The sequence below is a fragment of the Flavobacterium yafengii genome (assembly GCF_030010375.1).
Taxonomy (GTDB): domain Bacteria; phylum Bacteroidota; class Bacteroidia; order Flavobacteriales; family Flavobacteriaceae; genus Flavobacterium; species Flavobacterium yafengii.
Genome location: NZ_JASCRY010000001.1, coordinates 1,117,644 through 1,136,198, shown reverse-complemented (window position 1 = coordinate 1,136,198; position 18,555 = coordinate 1,117,644). Strand labels below are relative to the sequence as shown.

Below are 18,555 nucleotides of genomic sequence, written 5' to 3'. Positions count from 1 at the left end.
CTTCGTTTAAAGTTTAAGGTTAAACAACTTAAAACGAAGAAACTTTTTTTATAAATTTTTAACCGCTTGTTTGAATTGCTTTCCTCTGTCTTCGTAGCTTTCGAATAAATCAAAACTGGCACAAGCAGGGGACAATAAAACTGTATCGCCTTTTTCTGATAATCTTTGAGCCATTTTCACAGCATCATTCATAGTAGAGACTTCAATCATTATATCGACTACGTTACCAAAAACATCAATGATTTTTTTATTATCCACACCAAGACAGATAATCGCTTTTACTTTTTCACGAACTAATGACATCAATTCATTGTAATCATTTCCTTTATCAACACCTCCCACAATCCAAACTGTAGGTGTATTCATGCTGTCTAATGCAAAAAAAGTGGCGTTTACATTAGTGGCTTTTGAATCATTAATATATTGTACATTCTGAATTTTCAATACTTTTTCAAGACGGTGTTCCACTCCTTGAAAATTAGATAAACTTTCACGTATTGTAGATTTTCTAATCTGCATCAATTTTGCTACAGAGGTTGCTGCCATTGCGTTTTTCATGTTATGTTTTCCTTCTAAGGCAATATGTTCTGTGTCCATTGTAAACTCTTCGTGATTGATTGAAATTTCCATTTTGTTGTTTTTTATATAAGCTCCTTCGCTGAAAGTTTTTGTCAATGAAAAAGGAATTAATTTGGCTTTTGTTGTATGTGTCTTAAACCATTCTGTAATGGCTTCATCATCGGCATCATAAATGAGGTAATCTTCCTCGGTTTGATTCATCGTAATTCTAAACTTTGCATCAATGTAATTCTCATATTTGTAATCGTATCGATCTAAATGATCTGGACTAATATTCGTAATAATGGCAATATGTGGCTTAAAATTCAAGATTCCGTCTAATTGAAAGCTACTCAACTCCAACACATAAGAATCATATTTATTATCTGCAACTTGCCAGGCAAAACTCTTTCCAATATTCCCTCCCAATCCTACATTTAACCCTGCAGATTTCAGCAAATGATGTGTAAGCATTGTGGTAGTTGTCTTTCCATTACTACCGGTAATCCCTATTATGGTTGCATCTGTAAAAGGTGCCGCAAACTCCATTTCAGACAATACTGGAATTCCTTTTTCAATAAGCTTCTTCACTATTGGAGATTTATCTGGAATTCCCGGGCTTTTCATGACCACATCAGCATTCAAAATCAAATCTTCGGTATGCTTTTCCTCTTCCCAAGCTATTCCATTAATGATAAGAACCTCTTTGTAATTCCCTTTTATCTTTCCGAAATCAGATACAAAAACTTCATATCCTTTTTTCTTACCCAGAATAGCAGTCCCAACACCACTTTCTCCTCCACCTAAGATTACTAACCTCATGTTATCTTAATTTTAAAGTAACAATTGACAGTATGGCGAGCATTATGGCAACAATCCAAAAACGCGTTACTATTTTACTTTCATGATACCCTTTCTTCTGATAATGATGATGCAAAGGAGACATTAGAAATATTCTTCGGCCTTCGCCAAAGCGTTTCTTGGTATACTTAAAATAACTTACTTGTAAAACCACAGATAAATTTTCGACAAGGAAAATTCCGCATAATAAAGGAATCAGCATTTCTTTTCGAACAGCAATTGCCAAAACAGCGATAATTCCACCAATAGTCAAACTTCCTGTATCACCCATAAAGACCGATGCCGGATAAGAATTATACCAAAGAAATCCAATCAATGATCCCACAAATGCGGCTATAAAAACCGTCATTTCCCCCGAATTAGGGATGTACATAATATTCAAATAATTCGAGAAAATTATATTCCCCGAAACGAACGTAAATATTCCTAACGCCAGAACCGAAACAGCAGAAGTCCCTGCGGCGAGTCCATCAATACCATCCGTTAAATTAGCGCCGTTAGAAACTGCCGTTATAATAAAAATAACAACTGGAATAAAAATTAACCAAGCCCATTTTTCATATCCCTCACCAGTCCATGCTAGCAATTCGGCATAATCAAATTCATTATTTTTAAAGAACGGAATCGTAGTAGCCGTAGATTTTTCTTCGACAGGCGCAGGCAAAATCACTGTTTCTGTTGGTACTTTAAACACATCCGATTTCCCGGTATCCGTACGTACAGTAACCGCAGGACTAAAATAAAGAACTGTCCCAACTATTAACCCCAATCCCACTTGTCCAACAACTTTGAATATTCCTTTTAAACCTTCTTTATCTTTCTTAAAAATTTTAATATAATCATCTATAAAACCAATTATTCCCATCCAAAGTGTGGTTACAATCAACAAAACGATGTAAATGTTATGCAGTTTTGCGAAAAGCACAACCGGAACCAGAGTGGCAAATATGATAATTAACCCTCCCATTGTTGGCGTACCCGCTTTTTCATTTTGACCCGCTAAACCAAGTTCACGAACCGTTTCTCCCACTTGCTGTCTTTGTAAAAAACGAATTATTCTTTTACCATAAATTGTAGACAATAGCAAAGAAAGCATCAATGCTAGCGCCGATCTAAAAGTGATGTACTGAAAAACACCCGTTCCTGGAACATCTAATATTTTGTCTAAATATTCAAATAAGTAATACAGCATATTTTTCTATTTATGGAGTTGGTCTAATATTTCTTTAACTATTTTCATGTCGTCAAAATCATGACGGATGCCATTTATTTCCTGATACGTTTCATGCCCTTTCCCAGCAATTAAAATAATATCATTGGGCTGAGCCAATTGACATGCCGTTTTTATGGCTTGTTTTCTATCAGTTATGGTCAATGTCTTTTTATAATTCTGGGGAGCAACCCCTAGCTCCATTTCAGCAATAATAACTTCTGGATCTTCATTTCTTGGATTATCCGAAGTAAAAATTGTTTTGTCGCTCAAATCAGATGCAATTCCAGCCATAATTGGACGCTTGGTTTTATCTCTATTTCCTCCACAACCTACAACAGTAATTAATTGTTCGTTTTTTGTACGAATGTCATTAATCGTTTTTAGCACATTTTCTAATGCATCCGGCGTATGCGCATAATCCACAATCGCCGTAATATTTGAAGCAGAAACAATAAATTGAAAACGTCCCGAAACACTTTCTAAATCGGATAATAATCGAAGTACTTCCAAACTTTCCATACCAAGTTCAATCGCAGTTCCATAAATAGCCAATAAATTATAGGCATTAAATGTTCCTATCAGCTTCACCCAAACCTCATTTCCGTTAATTTTCAACAACAAACCTGACAATTGATTTTCCAGGATTTGCGCTTTATAATCGGCATACGATTTTAAGGCATAGGTCAGTTTTTTTGCCGCAGTGTTCTGCAACATCACCTGTCCATTTTTATCATCAATATTGGACAATGCAAATGCCGTTTTAGGTAAATTATCGAAAAACGATTTTTTTACATCCCTGTATTCTGCAAAAGTTGGATGATAATCCAAATGATCGTGAGACAAATTGGTAAAAATACCGCCAACAAAATGCAACGCTTCAGTTCTTTTTTGATGAATTCCATGAGAACTCACTTCCATAAAACAGTATTCAACCCCGTTTTCGACCATTTCATTCAAATAATGATTTATCGTAATCGAATCTGGAGTGGTGTGAGTCGCTTTATATTCAACATCGTCAACTAAAATTTTTACTGTAGAAAGCAATCCAACTTTAAAACCTGCTTTTTTAAACAATTGGTACAACAAAGAAGCAATGGTAGTTTTACCATTTGTTCCCGTGATTCCAACCAATTTCAAGTTTTGGGACGGATCTCCAAAATAATTTGCAGCCATAAATGCAAGGGCTGAATTCGTATCTTTTACCTGAACATAAGTAATTCCTTTTGCAATATTTTCCGGAAACGTATCGCATATAACCGCTACGGCGCCTTGCTCAATTGCTTTTTCTATAAAATCGTGACCATCCGAAATGGAGCCACGAATAGCAATAAAAACATCATTAGACTCAATTTTTCTAGAATCGAAATCCATTTTATTTACAGCAATATCCGTCGAACCTTTTACGGCTTCGATAGCTACTTTGTACAATATATCTTTTAATATACTCATGATAATTCCAATAGTATAGTTGTATTTTTTACAATATTCTGACCCGCAGCAAGCGATTGTTTTTTCACTTTACCAACTCCAATAGCTCTTACTTTTACTCCTAAATTCTCTAATAAAGCGACCGCATCCATTCCAGACATTCCTTTCAAATTTGGGATTAATTGCAACTTCTTTTCTGATTTAACAAAATAAGAATCATAATTACGCTCTTGTTTTTGTATTTTTCTGTCCAAGTTTTTAATCTCATTTGTTGAAGGCGCATCAGTAAAAATCTTTTGTGCGATTCTCTTAAAAACGGGGCCTGCCACACCAGCACCATAAAAATCATTATTTGCTGTATTGGGTCTATGAACTACCACTATGCAAGAATACATAGGCTTATCCGCCGGAAAATACCCTACAAATGAAGAAGCATAATACATTCCAGATCTGCCGCTTTTTCCATAATTAACTTGAGCTGTACCGGTTTTCCCTGCCATAGAAAAATCTTTCGAATAGAGTTTTGAACCCGTTCCCTTTTTTACAACATTTGCCAGAACTGCTTGTAATTTTGAAATCGTTTCTGGAGAGCAAATCCGTGGATTCAATACTTCTTTCTCATACTTTTTGATAGTTTTGTTCCATTCTTTAATTTCAGAAACAAACTGAGGCTTTACCATTTCACCATCATTGGCAACCGCATTATAAAAAGCTAATGTTTGCAATGGCGTAATATGAACCCCATATCCAAAGGCCATCCAGGGCAGTGAAATATTTGACCAGTTTTTATCACTTGGCTGAGGAATATAAGGTACTCCTTCCCCTTTAATCGAAAGTCCTAAAGTTTTATTTAATCCAAAATTATTAAGATGACTTACAAATTTTGAAGACTCGTTTTTATACGCATTATAAACTGCCTGAACCAAAACCGTATTAGACGAAAGTTCAAAACCTCTTGCCAGAGAAATTTTCCCATAGCCGCCTTTATGAGAGTCACGTACTTTTTTTCCAAAATAAGTTATTTCACCACCTTTACTGTCATAAACAGTACTGGTATCCGCTTTTTTATCTTCGAGAAGTGCCATTAAACCTGCCAGTTTATAGGTAGAACCCGGCTCATGTGATTCGGCAACGGCATAGTTTGTGGTTTCATAATAGGTTCCGTCGTTCGCTCTTCCTAAATTTGAAATCGCTTTTACATGACCCGTTTTAGTTTCCATAACTACTACACAACCATGATCCGCCTCATACAATTCCAACTGTTTCAATAACGCGTGATGTGCGATATCCTGAACATAAACATCAATTGTTGATATCACATCATAGCCATCCTGAGGCTCAACTTCATTAATATCACGAATGGGTTTCCACTGCCCTTTTGCTATTTTTTGCTTTAAAATCTTACCGTCTTTACCGTTCAAATATTTTCTAAAGGCCCATTCAATTCCTTTTCCATCAAATGATCCAGATTCTGTAGTCCTTTCATAACCAACAGTACGTTCTGCAATTTTCCCTATTGGATGTTCCCGTACCGTTTCCTGTTCAATTATAATTCCGCCCTTGTAAGCTCCCAAATTAAACAATGGAAAACCTTTTATTTTAGAATACTGGGTATAACTCAATTTACGGGCAACTAAATAATATCTGTTTTTATTAGCTCTGGCTTTTCTTAATTCGTTTTCAAAAAAATTAGATGGTTTTCCTAAAACTGAAGCTAACGAATCTGATAACGACTTAACATTTTTTTCAAATGCTTCAGCTTTTGGAGCCACGGCGTCAAAACGTATTTCGTAATTAGGAATAGAAGTCGCTAAAAGACTCCCATCAGCAGAATAAATATTTCCTTTATTAGCTGGAATCACAAAATTCTTAACGGTTCTTTCCTTGGCTAATTTTCTATAATAATCACCTTCAACCCATTGAATATTTGTCAATTTTACAGCAATCGCAATAGCCATCAAAAAGATAGCGAATGCAACCAGATAAATTCTGTACGATATGTATTTATCTTCTACTGCCATATTTTTTTGAAAAAGCTTTTTTCTTCTTCTTTTTTAACTTTTATTTTAACTGGAGGAACTGTTGACGGAAAAATTTCTTTTTCTATCATTTTTTCAGAAACAGTCGATTCCATTTTTAATTTCATTAATTCGGAGCGTCTGTCCACAAATTCTGAACGCAACTCTTTAACCTGATTTGTCAACTCGGCAATCTGAAATACTTTTTGTTCAAATCGTTGTGTATTAGCAATCATTACAATGGCCAATAGGATAACAAAAACAATAAACCGCCAGTTTTTTACCGCATCATCATTTATAAGAAACCGCGCTTTCAATAGGCTGTAAACTCCGTTTTTCATTTTTATGACAATTATATCTTTTCAGCTATTCTTAATTTGGCACTTCTGGCTCTATTATTCTCTTTTATCTCAGCATTATCAGGAACAATTAATTTTCCAACAGTTTTAAAAGGAACAGAAAAATTGCCAAAAAAGTCACGTTCAGGCTCCCCTTCAAACATTCCGTTTTTCATGAATCTTTTCACCAATCGGTCTTCTAACGAATGATACGATATCACACTTAATCTTCCGCCCGGATTCAATATTTCTAAAGATTGCTCCAAAAACTCTTTCAAAACATCCATTTCCTGATTCACTTCAATTCGGATAGCCTGATAGATTTGAGCCAATATTTTATTCCTAACTCTTTCTGGTAAATACCTCGCCAAAACAGCTTTCAATTCATCGGTTGTTTTGATTGGCTGCTCCTCTCTGGATTCTATAATTGTTTTTGCTAAAGCAGGTGCATTTTTCAATTCACCATAATCCAAGAATACTCTTTTTAAATTTACATCATCATATTCATTCACAACTCGATAGGCATTCAAATCATTTTTTTGACTCATTCGCATATCCAACTCAGCATCAAAGCGAGTAGAAAAACCTCTTTCCGGAACATCAAATTGATGTGAAGAAACTCCCAAATCCGCCAAAATTCCATCCACACTTTTCACCCCATAAAAACGCAAAAACCGTTTTATAAAACGGAAATTCTCATTAATAAGCGTAAATCTTTCATCTGGCAAGGCATTCGCCAAAGCGTCTTCATCCTGATCGAAAGCAAATAGCTTTCCGTTTGGCCCGAGTCTTTTCAGAATTTCTTTCGAATGTCCTCCACCGCCAAAAGTCACATCTACATAAATGCCGTCTGGCTTAATATTTAAACCATCTACTGATGCCTGAAGCAAAACCGGATTATGATATTCCATTGTCGTCGTCATTTATATTTCCCATTACTTCTTCTGCCAAATCTGCAAAATCAACATCTTCTCCATTTATTGATTTTTCATATAAATCTTTATCCCAAATCTCAACAATATTCACTGCTGATGAGAACACAACCTCTTTAGTAATACTCGCAAACATCACCAAATCCTTTGGTACTAACAACCTACCTAAAGCATCTATCTCAACCACTTTAACCCCAGCAGTAAACCTGCGGATAAAGTCATTGTTTTTCTTCACGAACCGATTCAGTTTATTGATTTTTTGCATCATCAAATCCCATTCGCTCATAGGATACAACTCCAAACAGGGTTGAAACACGGAACGCTTCAAAACAAAACCGTTTTGAAGTGAAGCAGCCAATTGCTTTTTTAAAGGTGCTGGCAACAGCAACCTTCCTTTAGCATCGACTTTACATTCATATGTTCCAATAATTGTATCCAATCAAAAAGTTTTAAATGATGTTGAGCAAAAATATAAAAAATATTACCACAATTTACCACTATATCCCACTTTGTTAATAAGTTTAACCACTTTAGAACAAAAACCCTTAATTTTTGGACAGTCAGAACGTTAGCTCTCTTTTATTTTATTTGTAAGAAAGGTAATGTTATAAAAAAAAGGAGCTGAAATACAATGAAATTTCAATTTAAAATGGTAAGAGCAAGCTCGAAATAATTAAAATTCAGAAGCCAAATACACCCAAAAGAGAGGTCTGTTTTTATAACAACACGTATAATTTTACAATTAAAAATTGTTGGAAAAATTCATTTTTATTTATTAAATCCTATATTTGTCAAAATTGAAAATCCGTATTCAAAAAAAATGGAAAAACACTATAAAAAAGAAGGTAGATATAGCTATTATGAAGCTGGCGAAGGAACTCCAATTGTCATTTTACATGGACTTATGGGTGGACTTAGCAACTTTGACGCTGTTGCAAGTTACTTCTCTACAAAAGGATATAAAATAATCATTCCAGATTTACCAATATATACTCAAAACATTTTAAAAACGAATGTGAAGAGTTTTGCAAAATATGTTAAAGATTTCATCACATTCAAGGGGTTAGACAGAGTAATTCTTTTAGGAAATTCACTAGGTGGCCATATTGCTTTATACCACACTAAAATGTATCCTGAAAAAGTAGCCGGACTTGTAATAACCGGAAGCTCTGGTCTTTACGAAAGCGCAATGGGTGATAGTTATCCCAAAAGAGGTGATTATGAGTACATCAAGAAAAAAGCTGAAGATGTATTTTACGATCCAAAAGTAGCCACCAAAGAACTTATTGATGAAGTTTACGAATCTGTAAACGACAGAATAAAATTGATAAAAACGCTTACAATTGCTAAAAGTGCCATTCGTCATAATATGGCCAAAGATTTACCAAAAATGCATGTTCAAACTTGTATCATTTGGGGAAAAAACGACAAAGTTACACCGCCGGATGTTGCAGAAGAATTCAATAAATTATTACCTAATTCTACCTTATACTGGATAGATAAATGCGGACATGCTGCGATGATGGAGCATCCTGATGAATTTAATCGTTTGTTAGAAGATTGGTTAACACACACGCATTTATCAGTACATTAATCCTAAAAGAGGAGAATTTTACACCTAGAAAAAATGAAAATTAATACTGCCGAATTTGTTATCAGCAACTCCGATGTAGCCAAATGTCCGAAAGACTTTTTACCGGAATATGCTTTTATAGGCCGATCAAATGTTGGGAAATCCTCTTTGATAAATATGTTAACGAACCATAAAAAGTTAGCAAAAACATCAGGAAGACCTGGAAAAACGCAATTAATAAATCATTTTTTAATTAATAGCAACTGGTTTCTAGTCGATCTACCCGGTTACGGTTATGCTAAAGTTTCTAAAAAAACAAAATCTATTTTTCAGGAATTTATTACGGATTATTTTGAAACCAGAGAACAACTCGTTTGCGCTTTTGTTTTGATTGATATTCGTCATGAAGCACAAACTATAGATATTGAATTTATGTCTTACATGGGCGAAAGCGAGATTCCTTTTTGTATCGTTTTCACCAAAGCAGACAAAATCAGTAAAGTAAAAATCGATTCTCATATTGCAGCTTACAAAAAGAAAATGTTTGCTAACAATTGGGCTGAAATGCCTCATTATTTTGTTACTTCCGCAACAGAATCTACTGGAAAAGAGGAATTACTTTCTTATATTGACGACGTAAATCAAGAGGTTTTTAAAAATAATAATCAATTTTAGAAACTACATTTTATTATATAAAAAATCCCAAAACTTAAATTTAGTTTTGGGATTTTTTGTTTTGATTTAGAATCAGCTCTATTTTGTTAACTCCAGTTTTTCTGCAAAATAATCACAGAAATCTTTCATGGTATCTGCCATTTTTTCGTCATCAGTAGCACGTTTGAATGTTTCAGACATTGCCACTAAAGTTTGGTGAAAGAAAATTTTCATTTCATCAACCGGCATATCTTTTGTCCATAAATCAATTCGCATGCTTTCTTTTGCCTTGCTGTCCCAGATAGACAACATAATTGCTTTTGCCTCTTCTTGTTCTACTCCACCGTCCTTGGCAGACCACATTAATTTTTCCGGAACACGATTTTCATCTAACTCAATTAGAAACTTAATCTCTGATGTATTTTTATTCGACATTACTTTTTGGGTTTGTATTTTGATTTAACAAATATTTCTTTTGCATTGGTTTTTAATAAATCTACCAAAGGCACATCATTATTTTTCATATAAGAGCGTACCATTTGCCATCCTATCCAGGAACCAACCTGCCCTGGGGATTCATTATCAATTTCTAAATAAAATTTAGAAAATGGAGCCGGATTTATAAACCGGGAAATTAACTTTTGATCATTATTGTAAAGCATTTCTTTTTCAATAAAATAACGCCACATATAACTTTCATTTTCTTGGCACCAAGTGATTTGCTCAGGAGAATATCCCATTTTTTCAGCATCGGTATAATCCGGCAAAAGTAAGTCTTTTAAGTACAATTGCTTTCCATAATAAATCATTTGACTTAGCAAATCTTTGTCTAAAACAGGTGGAATATTACGTGCTGAAAAACTCGAAACTACATCAGGCGCGATTTGTCTTTCCTCAAAATTTTGTTTTAAATAATTTGGAAACTGATAAAACTTATGATTCTTTCCTAAATACAATTCCAATGAAATCACAACTAAACTATCCGCATAAATAGCTTTGTTTTTATAATCCATTTCAGAGATTACAGTGATTACTTTTGGTGTTTTTGTCTTAGGGAAATAATATTTAATGTGTTTAAAAAGTAACTCTAATTCCATTTTTACTGGTTCAAAATCACTATATTTTTTTTGAACTTCAGTGTACAATTCTCTCCATAACGGATCTTGCATTTTATTCAACCAAACATTATTATCATTTCCTGGAGGAAAAAAAAACGGAAACTGTTTTTTTACTTTTTCTAAATCCTGTGGTGGAGTTTCAAAAAATATTTTATCAAAGCGTTCTACTTTTACTTCTACAGGAATTGCTGTTACAGCGCTTTCTACTTTGTTTTTCTTATCACAGGATAAAATAAAGAGACAAAAGACTACAAGAAACAGATATTTTTTCATATATATTAATTAAATTTGTTTCCAAAGAATCTAAGGAAGCGAGTGCGCAACAAATTGACTTTGCAAATATACATTCCTGATTTTTAAAACGTAAACTATTATGACTAAAAAAAGCACATTACACGTTGAAAAAGTAAATGCCCATATCGTAAATTGGCTAAAAACATATGCGGAAAACGCAAAAGTAAATGGTTTTGTAATCGGGGTTTCCGGAGGAGTAGATTCGGCAGTTACTTCAACATTATGTGCACAAACAGGATTAAAAGTTTTATGTGTTGAAATGCCCATCCATCAAGCACAAAGTCATGTAACTCGTGGACGGGAGCATATTGAACAATTAAAAAAAAGATTCCATAATGTGTCCAGTATTGAAGCTGATTTGACCTCTGTTTTTGAAACTTTCAAGACAGCAGTTCCAGATGTTTCAGATACAGCTAGACTTCATTTATCACTTGCCAATACTAGAGCACGCTTAAGAATGACAACGCTTTACTACTTTGCTGGCATTCATTGTTTATTAGTTGCCGGAACCGGAAATAAAGTAGAAGATTTTGGAGTTGGTTTCTATACAAAATATGGTGATGGCGGAGTAGATTTGAGTCCTATTGCCGATTTAATGAAGTCAGAAGTCTTTCTTTTAGGAAGTTATTTAAAAGTCCCGGATTCCATTTTAAATGCATCACCTACTGATGGATTATTTGGTGACGAGAGAACCGATGAAGATCAACTAGGAGCTAGTTATGACGAACTGGAATGGGCAATGACCCAAGATGAAGCTGGACAATCTTCGGATGCTTTTTCAGGAAGAGAAAAGATTGTTTTCGAAATTTATAAGCGATTAAATACTATCAATCAACATAAAATGATAGCAATTCCTGTTTGTTTTATCCCAAAAGAATAAAGAAGTCACATTTTATATTGATTTACAATTAATTACAGAATTTATTTATTAATTTTACATTTCCAATTACAAATAATTCTAAAAATTTAAAATCATGATTAAAGTATGTATAGCCGATAATTATCCTGTTGTGCATTTTGGAGTAAAATCTTACTTTAAAGATAATGCAGACATATCAATAGTTGCCAATGTTGGTAATTTTTTGATGGTACGGGATATACTTTTAACTAAAGAGATTGATGTCTTAGTTTTAGATTTGGAGCTGGAAGGCCTTTCCAGTATTTTTGAGGTTAAAGCAGTCTTAAAAAATTTTCCAAAAACTAAAATTATCATCTTCAGTGGTCTTTCAGAACAAATTTATGCGCCCAATGCTATTAAAGCGGGAGTTTCAGGGTTTATCCACAAAAAAGAAAAACTAGAAACTTTAGGAATTTCAATTATCAAAGTCCACCAAGGAAAGATAATTATAAACGAAACCGTAAAGAAAAATCTAGCATTAATTGCAAAACAAAGTAAGAGCGAACGCTTATATCGTAAGCTTTCTAATCGTGAAGTAGAAGTTTTACGCTATCTAAGTGACGGGAAGAAAAATCATGAAATAGCTGATATTCTAAAACTAAACGAAAAAACAATTAGTACGTACAAATTACGACTACTTACAAAACTAAATGTTACTAATTTAGTTGACTTGGTAAACAAAGCAAAAACTTTAGAGATAGTTTAGTACCGCGACATAACTCTCCCTAGTTTTTTTGAAAAAGAATGGATTAATATATTATAATCCATAACCATAAACAAAGGCTCTGTATTATCTGAATTAGCTTCAGATGATACAGAGTTTTTTAATGATATCTCACTACTACTCTACCAGTTTTATAAGAAAACTTTGTTTTAAGTTTAATATAATCCATTATTTCAGCTATTACCTCACTATTATCTATTTCAGATTCTTTTGAAACTGAGTTCTTAGCATTTTCTATAAATTGACTAATCAAATACCATCTTAACGTAAATAAATTATCTGTTACATTTTGATTCAATTGTTCTAATTTAGTTTTCGGAAAAATATTTTGTCCTTCCCAATTATGCAATACATATTTCTCATTATTCATCACAATATCTGTAATTATTTGAGCAAATTCCGGTTTCAAATGCATTAGATATCTCTCTAAATTAAAATCATCATTTTGCAAATAAACACTTATTAAATCATTATATATTTCTTTAAACAAACCAGTTGCAAATTCTATTTCATCCTCCTGTAGACTTAAATATATTTCTTCATAAACCTTTCTTTCTTTCTTTACAACTACTTCACCAACTTCGCCTTCAGGGTTAGTTCCAATCAAAACCCCTTCAAATTTTTCAGAAACATTTCCGTATGATAAAAGTATGTTTATAATTTCACATTCTACAATACCCAAAGTATCTACTTTCTCTGCATCAACAGGATTTTCATTTTTCACAACTTCAAAAGCTTTTTGCTCTTGTTTCTGCTTTTTTCCAACTTCAACAACATCTTTTTGTACCAATTGCGCTAAGGTACTTACTAGTACTTGTTCCGAAATATCCATAATTCGCGAACATTCCTGAATATAAATTTCACGTTGAATTCTATCCGGAATTTTTGAAATACTGACTACCATATCCCGAATAAGATCTGCTTTTTTTATCGGATCATTCTTGGCTTCATTCATCAAAAGCGATGCTTTGAACTGAATGAAATCTTTAGCATTATTTTCGAGGTATAAAACTAAATCATCATAAGACGTTTTTTTGGCAAAACTATCCGGGTCTTCTCCGTCAGGAAATGTGCATACTTTTACATTCATTCCTTCTTCAAGAATCAAATCGATTCCTCGAATGGAAGCACGCAAACCGGCCGCATCTCCGTCAAAAAGAACGGTAATATTCTTTGTTAATCTATTTACTAATCGAATTTGATCTGGCGTCAAAGCTGTTCCTGAAGAAGCGACAACATTTTCAATTCCAGATTGGTTGAACTGAATTACATCCGTATATCCTTCGACTAAATAACAATTATTCAATTTCGCGATTGATTGTTTGGCTTGAAAAATACCATACAACACTTTACTTTTATGGTAAATTTCACTTTCGGGTGAATTCAGGTATTTTGCCGCTTTTTTATCATTGGTAAGAATCCTTCCTCCAAAACCAAGAACTCTTCCTGACATACTTTGTATCGGGAACATCACACGACTTTTGAACCGGTCGAAAGGCCTGTCATCTCTAGGAATTGTGAGTCCTGTACTTTCCAGGAATTCTAATTTATATCCTTTACCTAATGCTTCCTTAGTAAAAGCATCCCAAGCTTCCGGGGAATAACCCAATTCAAATTTCTTTATAGTTTCATTGGTAAAACCACGTTCTTTAAAATAAGAATAGCCAATAGCTTTACCTTCTTCAGAGTTTAAAAGTGTATCATGAAAATAGGTTTTTGCAAATTCCGAAACCAAATACATACTTTCTCTAACATCAGTATTGGCTTTCTCTTCATCCGTTTGCTCGGTTTCTTCAATTTCGATATTGTATTTTTTAGCTAAATAGCGAATGGCTTCCGGATACGTAAACTTTTCGTGTTCCATCAAGAAAGCCACAGAGTTACCACCTTTTCCGGAACTAAAATCTTTCCAAATTCCTTTCGCAGGAGAAACCATGAACGATGGAGAACGTTCTTCAGAAAACGGGCTTAGCCCTTTAAAATTACTTCCTGCACGTTTCAACAGCACAAAATCACCGATAACCTCCTCTACTCGGGCAGTTTCGAAAACAGTATCAACAGTGGCTTTTGAAATCAATTTTAGTTGGGGTCAAAGTTATAAAAGGTCAAAGTTACAAAGTTTAGTTTGACTAATTATCGGAAGTATCAATAAAATTAACTGTAGTAAAAACAACTCAATCATCCCATTCGATAATCGAAAAGAAACAAACCTACTCATTTATAAATAATAAAATATCTTCTTCTTACAGAGGAATTTATCTAGAAGAATTCATTAATTTTTTACAAACTTTTATTTATGACAAAATAAGCGTTATTTTGTATTTAATAACCCAATCAAAATTGCAATTTATTGCAGCATAATCAATTACTTAAAAACCTATGCCTTTATTACAGAATAAAAAAAAAATAAGGAAATTATTTGATAACATGGATCTTCAACAAGAATTCAATAACATTCTATTATTTGTTTCTGAAATATGCGAAGTACCATATGCTTTTATCTCATTTAATGACACAGTTGGACTAACAGTTAAGGCAAAAATAGGAGTAAATTTTATAACCGTACCACATGACATAGTAGAGTTTAATGAGAATATTATTCGAGAAAATAAAATCAGTATAATTTCAGGTATTAATAAAAGTATTTGTAATCCATCAGACCATTTAAATTCATTAGGCACTCACTTAGATTTTTTTGTAGGACTTCCCATTTGCATCAATAAAAACTTAGTTGTAGGAACTTTTTGCATAATGGATTCGAAACCTAAAAAGCTCTCTCCAATACAATTAAAGGCCCTAAACAACGCTGTATTACAAATTCAGTCTTTATTGAAATTGCATATTCAAAAGGAAGAGCTACAAAATAAAATGAAAGAAAAAGAAAATCAATTTCAATCTTTTATTGATAATTCGAAAGAAATTTTATACGAGCTTAATCAAGATGGAATAATCACATTTGTTTCAAAAAATTGGGAATTTTATTTAGGACACCAACCAAATGAAGTTATAGGCAAAAAAAATATTTTAATGTTACATCCGGATGATGTGGAAATGTGCATTGCCTTTTTTAAAACAATAGATTTAGGAGCGATTAAAAATGAAATGACTTACAGGGTTTTACACAAAGACGGGCATTATGTTTGGCATGCTACAAGTATAAAGTTATCAATTAAAGGAGGGGAAAAAAAATATATAGGAAATTGCAGAGACATAACCAAATATATTGAAGCACAACAAAAAATTATACTCCAAAAAGAATTCTATGAAAAAATATTAGACAGGCTTCCAACAGATGTCGCCGTTTTTGACAGCAACTACAGATATACGTATTTAAATCCAGCGGCCATTAAAAATGATGAACTGCGAAAATTCATTATTGGAAAAACCGATTTTGAATATGCAGAACATACAGGTAGAGATGATTCATTTGCAAAAAGTAGACGCCTCAAGTTTTTACAAGCATTAGAATCTAAAAGCCTAATTGAATGGGAAGATACAATTGAACGTACGGATGGCAAAAAAACATATCACACTCGAAAATTTACTCCAGTTTTTCGTGAAGATTCAACTCTTGAAATGATGGTAGGTTTTGGAGTTGATATTACTAAAAGCAAGAGAATTCAAGAAGAAATTCTTAAAAACAGACAACTTACCGATAGTGTCATTCAAAATGTGGCTGTTGGAATTTTAGTTCAGGGACCACAATCAGAAATATTAGAAAACAACAAAGCTGCTTGTGAAATGTTAGGCCTCACCGAGGATCAGCTTCTTGGGAAAACCTCTTTTGATGATACTTGGAAAGTAATCCATCTAGATGGTACAAACTTCACATCTGAGGAACATCCAGTACCTCAAGCTATCCAAAAATTAAAACCAATAAATAATATAATCATGGGTGTTTATCGTCCTATATTTAATGATTTAGTTTGGTTATTGGTTGATGCTATACCTGTATTCGGCGATTATGGTGAATTGCTGTATGTAATATGTTCTTTCAACGATATAACGGCCCAAAAAAATGCAGAAGATTCCTTAAAAATTAGCAATGAACGTTTTACGTATTCCAGTAAGGCAACATCTGATGCGATTTGGGATTGGAACATGATTACAGATGAAATATTTGTTGGAGAAAGTTATTCTTCCCTTTTTGGTCATCAATTTGAGAATAACATTGTAACTGGTGAAGAATGCGAGGCTTTTGTTCACCCAGAAGATAGGAAAGCCTATTTTGAAGCTATTGAAGAAGCTATAAATGGAGAGATTTACAATTGGTCTGATGAATACCGCTATCTAAAATCAGATGGCACTTATGCTTATGTCAATGATAAAGCAATAATTATCAGGAATGACGAAGGTAAGGCTGTTCGTATGATTGGAGCAATGCAAGACATCACAATAGAAAAAAAACTTACAGACCAATTACAACAAAGCGAAGAACAATTTAAAGGTGCTTTTGAGAATTCTGCAGTAGGAATGGCTTTGGTTAATATAGAGGGGTATTATATAGAAGTGAATGAAAGACTTTGTGAAATGCTAGGCTACTCCAGTCAAGAAATGAAATTTCTGAAATTTCAGGAAATCACCCATTATGAAGACTTGACTCTTGATTTGGATTATAAAGAAAAACTAGACAGTGGAAAGATAGCTAACTTCAGTTCAGAAAAAAGGTTCATTCATAAAAATAAATCTATCGTATGGGCACATATGTCCGTTTCCTTAGCAAAAAATAATAAGAATAAAATCAAGCATTATATAGTCCAGATAATAGACATTACCGAAAGAAAAAAAATAGAGAGTGAAAATAGATTACTAATCGAAGAGAACAATCGCAACAAAACCATTCAGCTTAACGAAGCCCGAAACATGTACCGCCTTCTTGCAGACAATACGGTCGACTTGGTTTGTTTGCATAATTTAGACACTTCTTTCCAATATGTTTCACCATCAATACAAAAGCTCTTAGATTACGCTCCTGAAGAATTGTTAGGAAAATCACCCCTAGATTTAGCCCATCCAGAAGACTTAAAATACCTTCAGGAGAGTTTTAATGATTTTATTTCTAAAAAAGTAGATGATAGTACAATTGCTCGGTTTAAAGCAAGAAACGGAAATTATATTTGGCTTGAAACAAAAGCAACTTTGACTGAAAAAAAGGGAGAAATAACTGGTTTTCAATCAAGTTCTCGAGATATAACAATACGAAAAAAAGAAGAAGAGGCTATTGAAAAAGCACTATTAAAAGAACGAGAATTAAACGAACTACGCATAAACTTGGTTTCGACTATTTCACATGAATTTAGAACACCTATGACTACAATCCGAACAAGTGCAGAATTAATAGCTCTTTATATTGACGATCAAAACTCAGCCAAGTCCCCACTTCTTCAAAAACGAGTAAACACCATTACAGAAGAAATTGACCGTATTGTCGATTTAATGAATGCCGTGCTGATTATTTCTAAAGAAGATTCCGGTAAAACGAACTTTAACCCGGTAAAATTCGATTTAAAACAACTATGTATCAATGTAATTGAGAATAGTTATAGCAATCAAAATAATAATCTAAAAATACAAACTTACTTTGAAAAAGATTCTTTTACGGTTTTTGCAGATACAAAACTAATGGAGTACTCGATTTTCAACATATTAAATAATGCGTTCAAATATTCTAAAGGATGTGAAGATATCATTTTTAACCTTTTTACTACTGACGATACCGTTGTTATTGAGATTATCGATTTTGGAATTGGAATACCAGAAGAGGATCAATCAAAACTCTATAACACTTTTTTTAGAGCAAGCAATACCACTGGAATTCAAGGCACTGGTCTAGGTCTTTATATTGTTAAAACATTTACCACGAAAAATTCAGGAAATGTCCAATTAGAAAGTCAGTTAGGAAAAGGAACTAAAGTAACTTTGCAATTTCCATTACACAAATTGTAA

At 33.4% G+C, this 18,555-nt stretch carries 15 protein-coding genes; 5 read left to right on the top strand and 10 right to left on the bottom strand.

Annotated elements, in window-relative coordinates; genetic code table 11:
• Window positions 1-48: 48 nt before the first annotated feature.
• The 7 genes from murD to mraZ are packed head-to-tail and all read right to left on the bottom strand — an operon-like array spanning window position 49 to window position 7,787.
• Window positions 49-1,380 carry a UDP-N-acetylmuramoyl-L-alanine--D-glutamate ligase gene (gene murD, locus QLS97_RS04980; protein ID WP_282714639.1) on the bottom strand — a complete coding sequence of 444 codons (1,332 nt, stop codon included), beginning with the start codon at window positions 1,378-1,380 and terminating at the stop codon, window positions 49-51.
• 1 nt (window position 1,381) lies between these two features.
• A complete protein-coding gene (mraY, locus tag QLS97_RS04975; protein ID WP_282714637.1) occupies window positions 1,382-2,611 on the bottom strand; it encodes a phospho-N-acetylmuramoyl-pentapeptide-transferase in 1,230 nt (409 codons plus the stop codon).
• 6 nt (window positions 2,612-2,617) lie between these two features.
• A complete protein-coding gene (locus QLS97_RS04970) occupies window positions 2,618-4,081 on the bottom strand; it encodes a UDP-N-acetylmuramoyl-L-alanyl-D-glutamate--2,6-diaminopimelate ligase (RefSeq protein WP_282714636.1) in 1,464 nt (487 codons plus the stop codon).
• Window positions 4,078-6,081, bottom strand: a complete 2,004-nt coding sequence (locus QLS97_RS04965; RefSeq protein ID WP_282714635.1) for a penicillin-binding protein — start codon at window positions 6,079-6,081, stop codon at window positions 4,078-4,080. Before QLS97_RS04965 ends, QLS97_RS04970 begins: the two co-directional genes overlap by 4 nt.
• On the bottom strand, window positions 6,072-6,419 hold the full coding sequence (locus QLS97_RS04960) for an FtsL-like putative cell division protein (protein WP_131991875.1): 348 nt from the start codon (window positions 6,417-6,419) through the stop codon (window positions 6,072-6,074). Before QLS97_RS04960 ends, QLS97_RS04965 begins: the two co-directional genes overlap by 10 nt.
• A gap of 11 nt (window positions 6,420-6,430) precedes the next feature.
• Window positions 6,431-7,339 carry a 16S rRNA (cytosine(1402)-N(4))-methyltransferase RsmH gene (gene rsmH / locus QLS97_RS04955; protein ID WP_282714631.1) on the bottom strand — a complete coding sequence of 303 codons (909 nt, stop codon included), beginning with the start codon at window positions 7,337-7,339 and terminating at the stop codon, window positions 6,431-6,433.
• Window positions 7,314-7,787: a division/cell wall cluster transcriptional repressor MraZ gene (gene mraZ, locus QLS97_RS04950; protein WP_099714438.1), complete on the bottom strand. Its 474-nt coding sequence runs from the start codon at window positions 7,785-7,787 to the stop codon at window positions 7,314-7,316. The genes rsmH and mraZ overlap by 26 nt, the downstream gene beginning before the upstream one ends.
• A gap of 381 nt (window positions 7,788-8,168) precedes the next feature.
• On the opposite strand from mraZ, the gene QLS97_RS04945 reads away from it, so the two are divergent.
• Window positions 8,169-8,942 (top strand): alpha/beta fold hydrolase, encoded by a 774-nt coding sequence (locus QLS97_RS04945; protein WP_099714437.1) that lies wholly within the window; start codon window positions 8,169-8,171, stop codon window positions 8,940-8,942.
• 33 nt (window positions 8,943-8,975) lie between these two features.
• Window positions 8,976-9,596, top strand: a complete 621-nt coding sequence (yihA, locus tag QLS97_RS04940) for a ribosome biogenesis GTP-binding protein YihA/YsxC (protein ID WP_282714629.1) — start codon at window positions 8,976-8,978, stop codon at window positions 9,594-9,596.
• Window positions 9,597-9,674: 78 nt separating this feature from the next.
• Here the strand turns inward: yihA and gldC are convergent, their stop codons facing one another.
• On the bottom strand, window positions 9,675-10,010 hold the full coding sequence (gldC, locus tag QLS97_RS04935; RefSeq protein WP_091165314.1) for a gliding motility protein GldC: 336 nt from the start codon (window positions 10,008-10,010) through the stop codon (window positions 9,675-9,677).
• The gene (gene gldB / locus QLS97_RS04930; RefSeq protein WP_282714627.1) at window positions 10,010-10,966 is read right to left on the bottom strand and encodes a gliding motility lipoprotein GldB; all 957 of its coding nucleotides are present in this window, start codon (window positions 10,964-10,966) and stop codon (window positions 10,010-10,012) included. The genes gldC and gldB overlap by 1 nt, the downstream gene beginning before the upstream one ends.
• A gap of 100 nt (window positions 10,967-11,066) precedes the next feature.
• Here gldB and nadE point away from each other — a divergent pair, with 100 nt between their 5' ends.
• Together nadE and QLS97_RS04920 are read left to right on the top strand one after the other, a co-directional pair.
• A complete protein-coding gene (nadE, locus tag QLS97_RS04925) occupies window positions 11,067-11,867 on the top strand; it encodes an NAD(+) synthase (protein WP_282714626.1) in 801 nt (266 codons plus the stop codon).
• 94 nt (window positions 11,868-11,961) lie between these two features.
• Window positions 11,962-12,591, top strand: coding sequence for a response regulator transcription factor (locus QLS97_RS04920; protein WP_099714433.1), 630 nt, complete (start codon window positions 11,962-11,964; stop codon window positions 12,589-12,591).
• 118 nt (window positions 12,592-12,709) lie between these two features.
• On the opposite strand, the gene dnaG is transcribed toward QLS97_RS04920, so the two are convergent.
• Window positions 12,710-14,686, bottom strand: coding sequence for a DNA primase (gene dnaG, locus QLS97_RS04915; protein WP_282714623.1), 1,977 nt, complete (start codon window positions 14,684-14,686; stop codon window positions 12,710-12,712).
• 302 nt (window positions 14,687-14,988) lie between these two features.
• On the opposite strand from dnaG, the gene QLS97_RS04910 reads away from it, so the two are divergent.
• Window positions 14,989-18,555 (top strand): PAS domain S-box protein, encoded by a 3,567-nt coding sequence (locus QLS97_RS04910; RefSeq protein ID WP_282714621.1) that lies wholly within the window; start codon window positions 14,989-14,991, stop codon window positions 18,553-18,555.

Excerpts from the sequence above, each read along its gene's own strand:
- murD (WP_282714639.1), bottom strand. The coding sequence starts at position 1,380 with ATGAGGTTAGTAATCTTAGGTGGAGGAGAAAGTGGTGTTGGGACTGCT.
- mraY (WP_282714637.1), bottom strand. The coding sequence starts at position 2,611 with ATGCTGTATTACTTATTTGAATATTTAGACAAAATATTAGATGTTCCA.
- QLS97_RS04970 (WP_282714636.1), bottom strand. The coding sequence starts at position 4,081 with ATGAGTATATTAAAAGATATATTGTACAAAGTAGCTATCGAAGCCGTA.
- QLS97_RS04965 (WP_282714635.1), bottom strand. The coding sequence starts at position 6,081 with ATGGCAGTAGAAGATAAATACATATCGTACAGAATTTATCTGGTTGCA.
- QLS97_RS04960 (WP_131991875.1), bottom strand. The coding sequence starts at position 6,419 with ATGAAAAACGGAGTTTACAGCCTATTGAAAGCGCGGTTTCTTATAAAT.
- rsmH (WP_282714631.1), bottom strand. The coding sequence starts at position 7,339 with ATGACGACGACAATGGAATATCATAATCCGGTTTTGCTTCAGGCATCA.
- QLS97_RS04945 (WP_099714437.1), top strand. The coding sequence starts at position 8,169 with ATGGAAAAACACTATAAAAAAGAAGGTAGATATAGCTATTATGAAGCT.
- yihA (WP_282714629.1), top strand. The coding sequence starts at position 8,976 with ATGAAAATTAATACTGCCGAATTTGTTATCAGCAACTCCGATGTAGCC.
- gldC (WP_091165314.1), bottom strand. The coding sequence starts at position 10,010 with ATGTCGAATAAAAATACATCAGAGATTAAGTTTCTAATTGAGTTAGAT.
- gldB (WP_282714627.1), bottom strand. The coding sequence starts at position 10,966 with ATGAAAAAATATCTGTTTCTTGTAGTCTTTTGTCTCTTTATTTTATCC.
- nadE (WP_282714626.1), top strand. The coding sequence starts at position 11,067 with ATGACTAAAAAAAGCACATTACACGTTGAAAAAGTAAATGCCCATATC.
- QLS97_RS04920 (WP_099714433.1), top strand. The coding sequence starts at position 11,962 with ATGATTAAAGTATGTATAGCCGATAATTATCCTGTTGTGCATTTTGGA.
- QLS97_RS04910 (WP_282714621.1), top strand. The coding sequence starts at position 14,989 with ATGCCTTTATTACAGAATAAAAAAAAAATAAGGAAATTATTTGATAAC.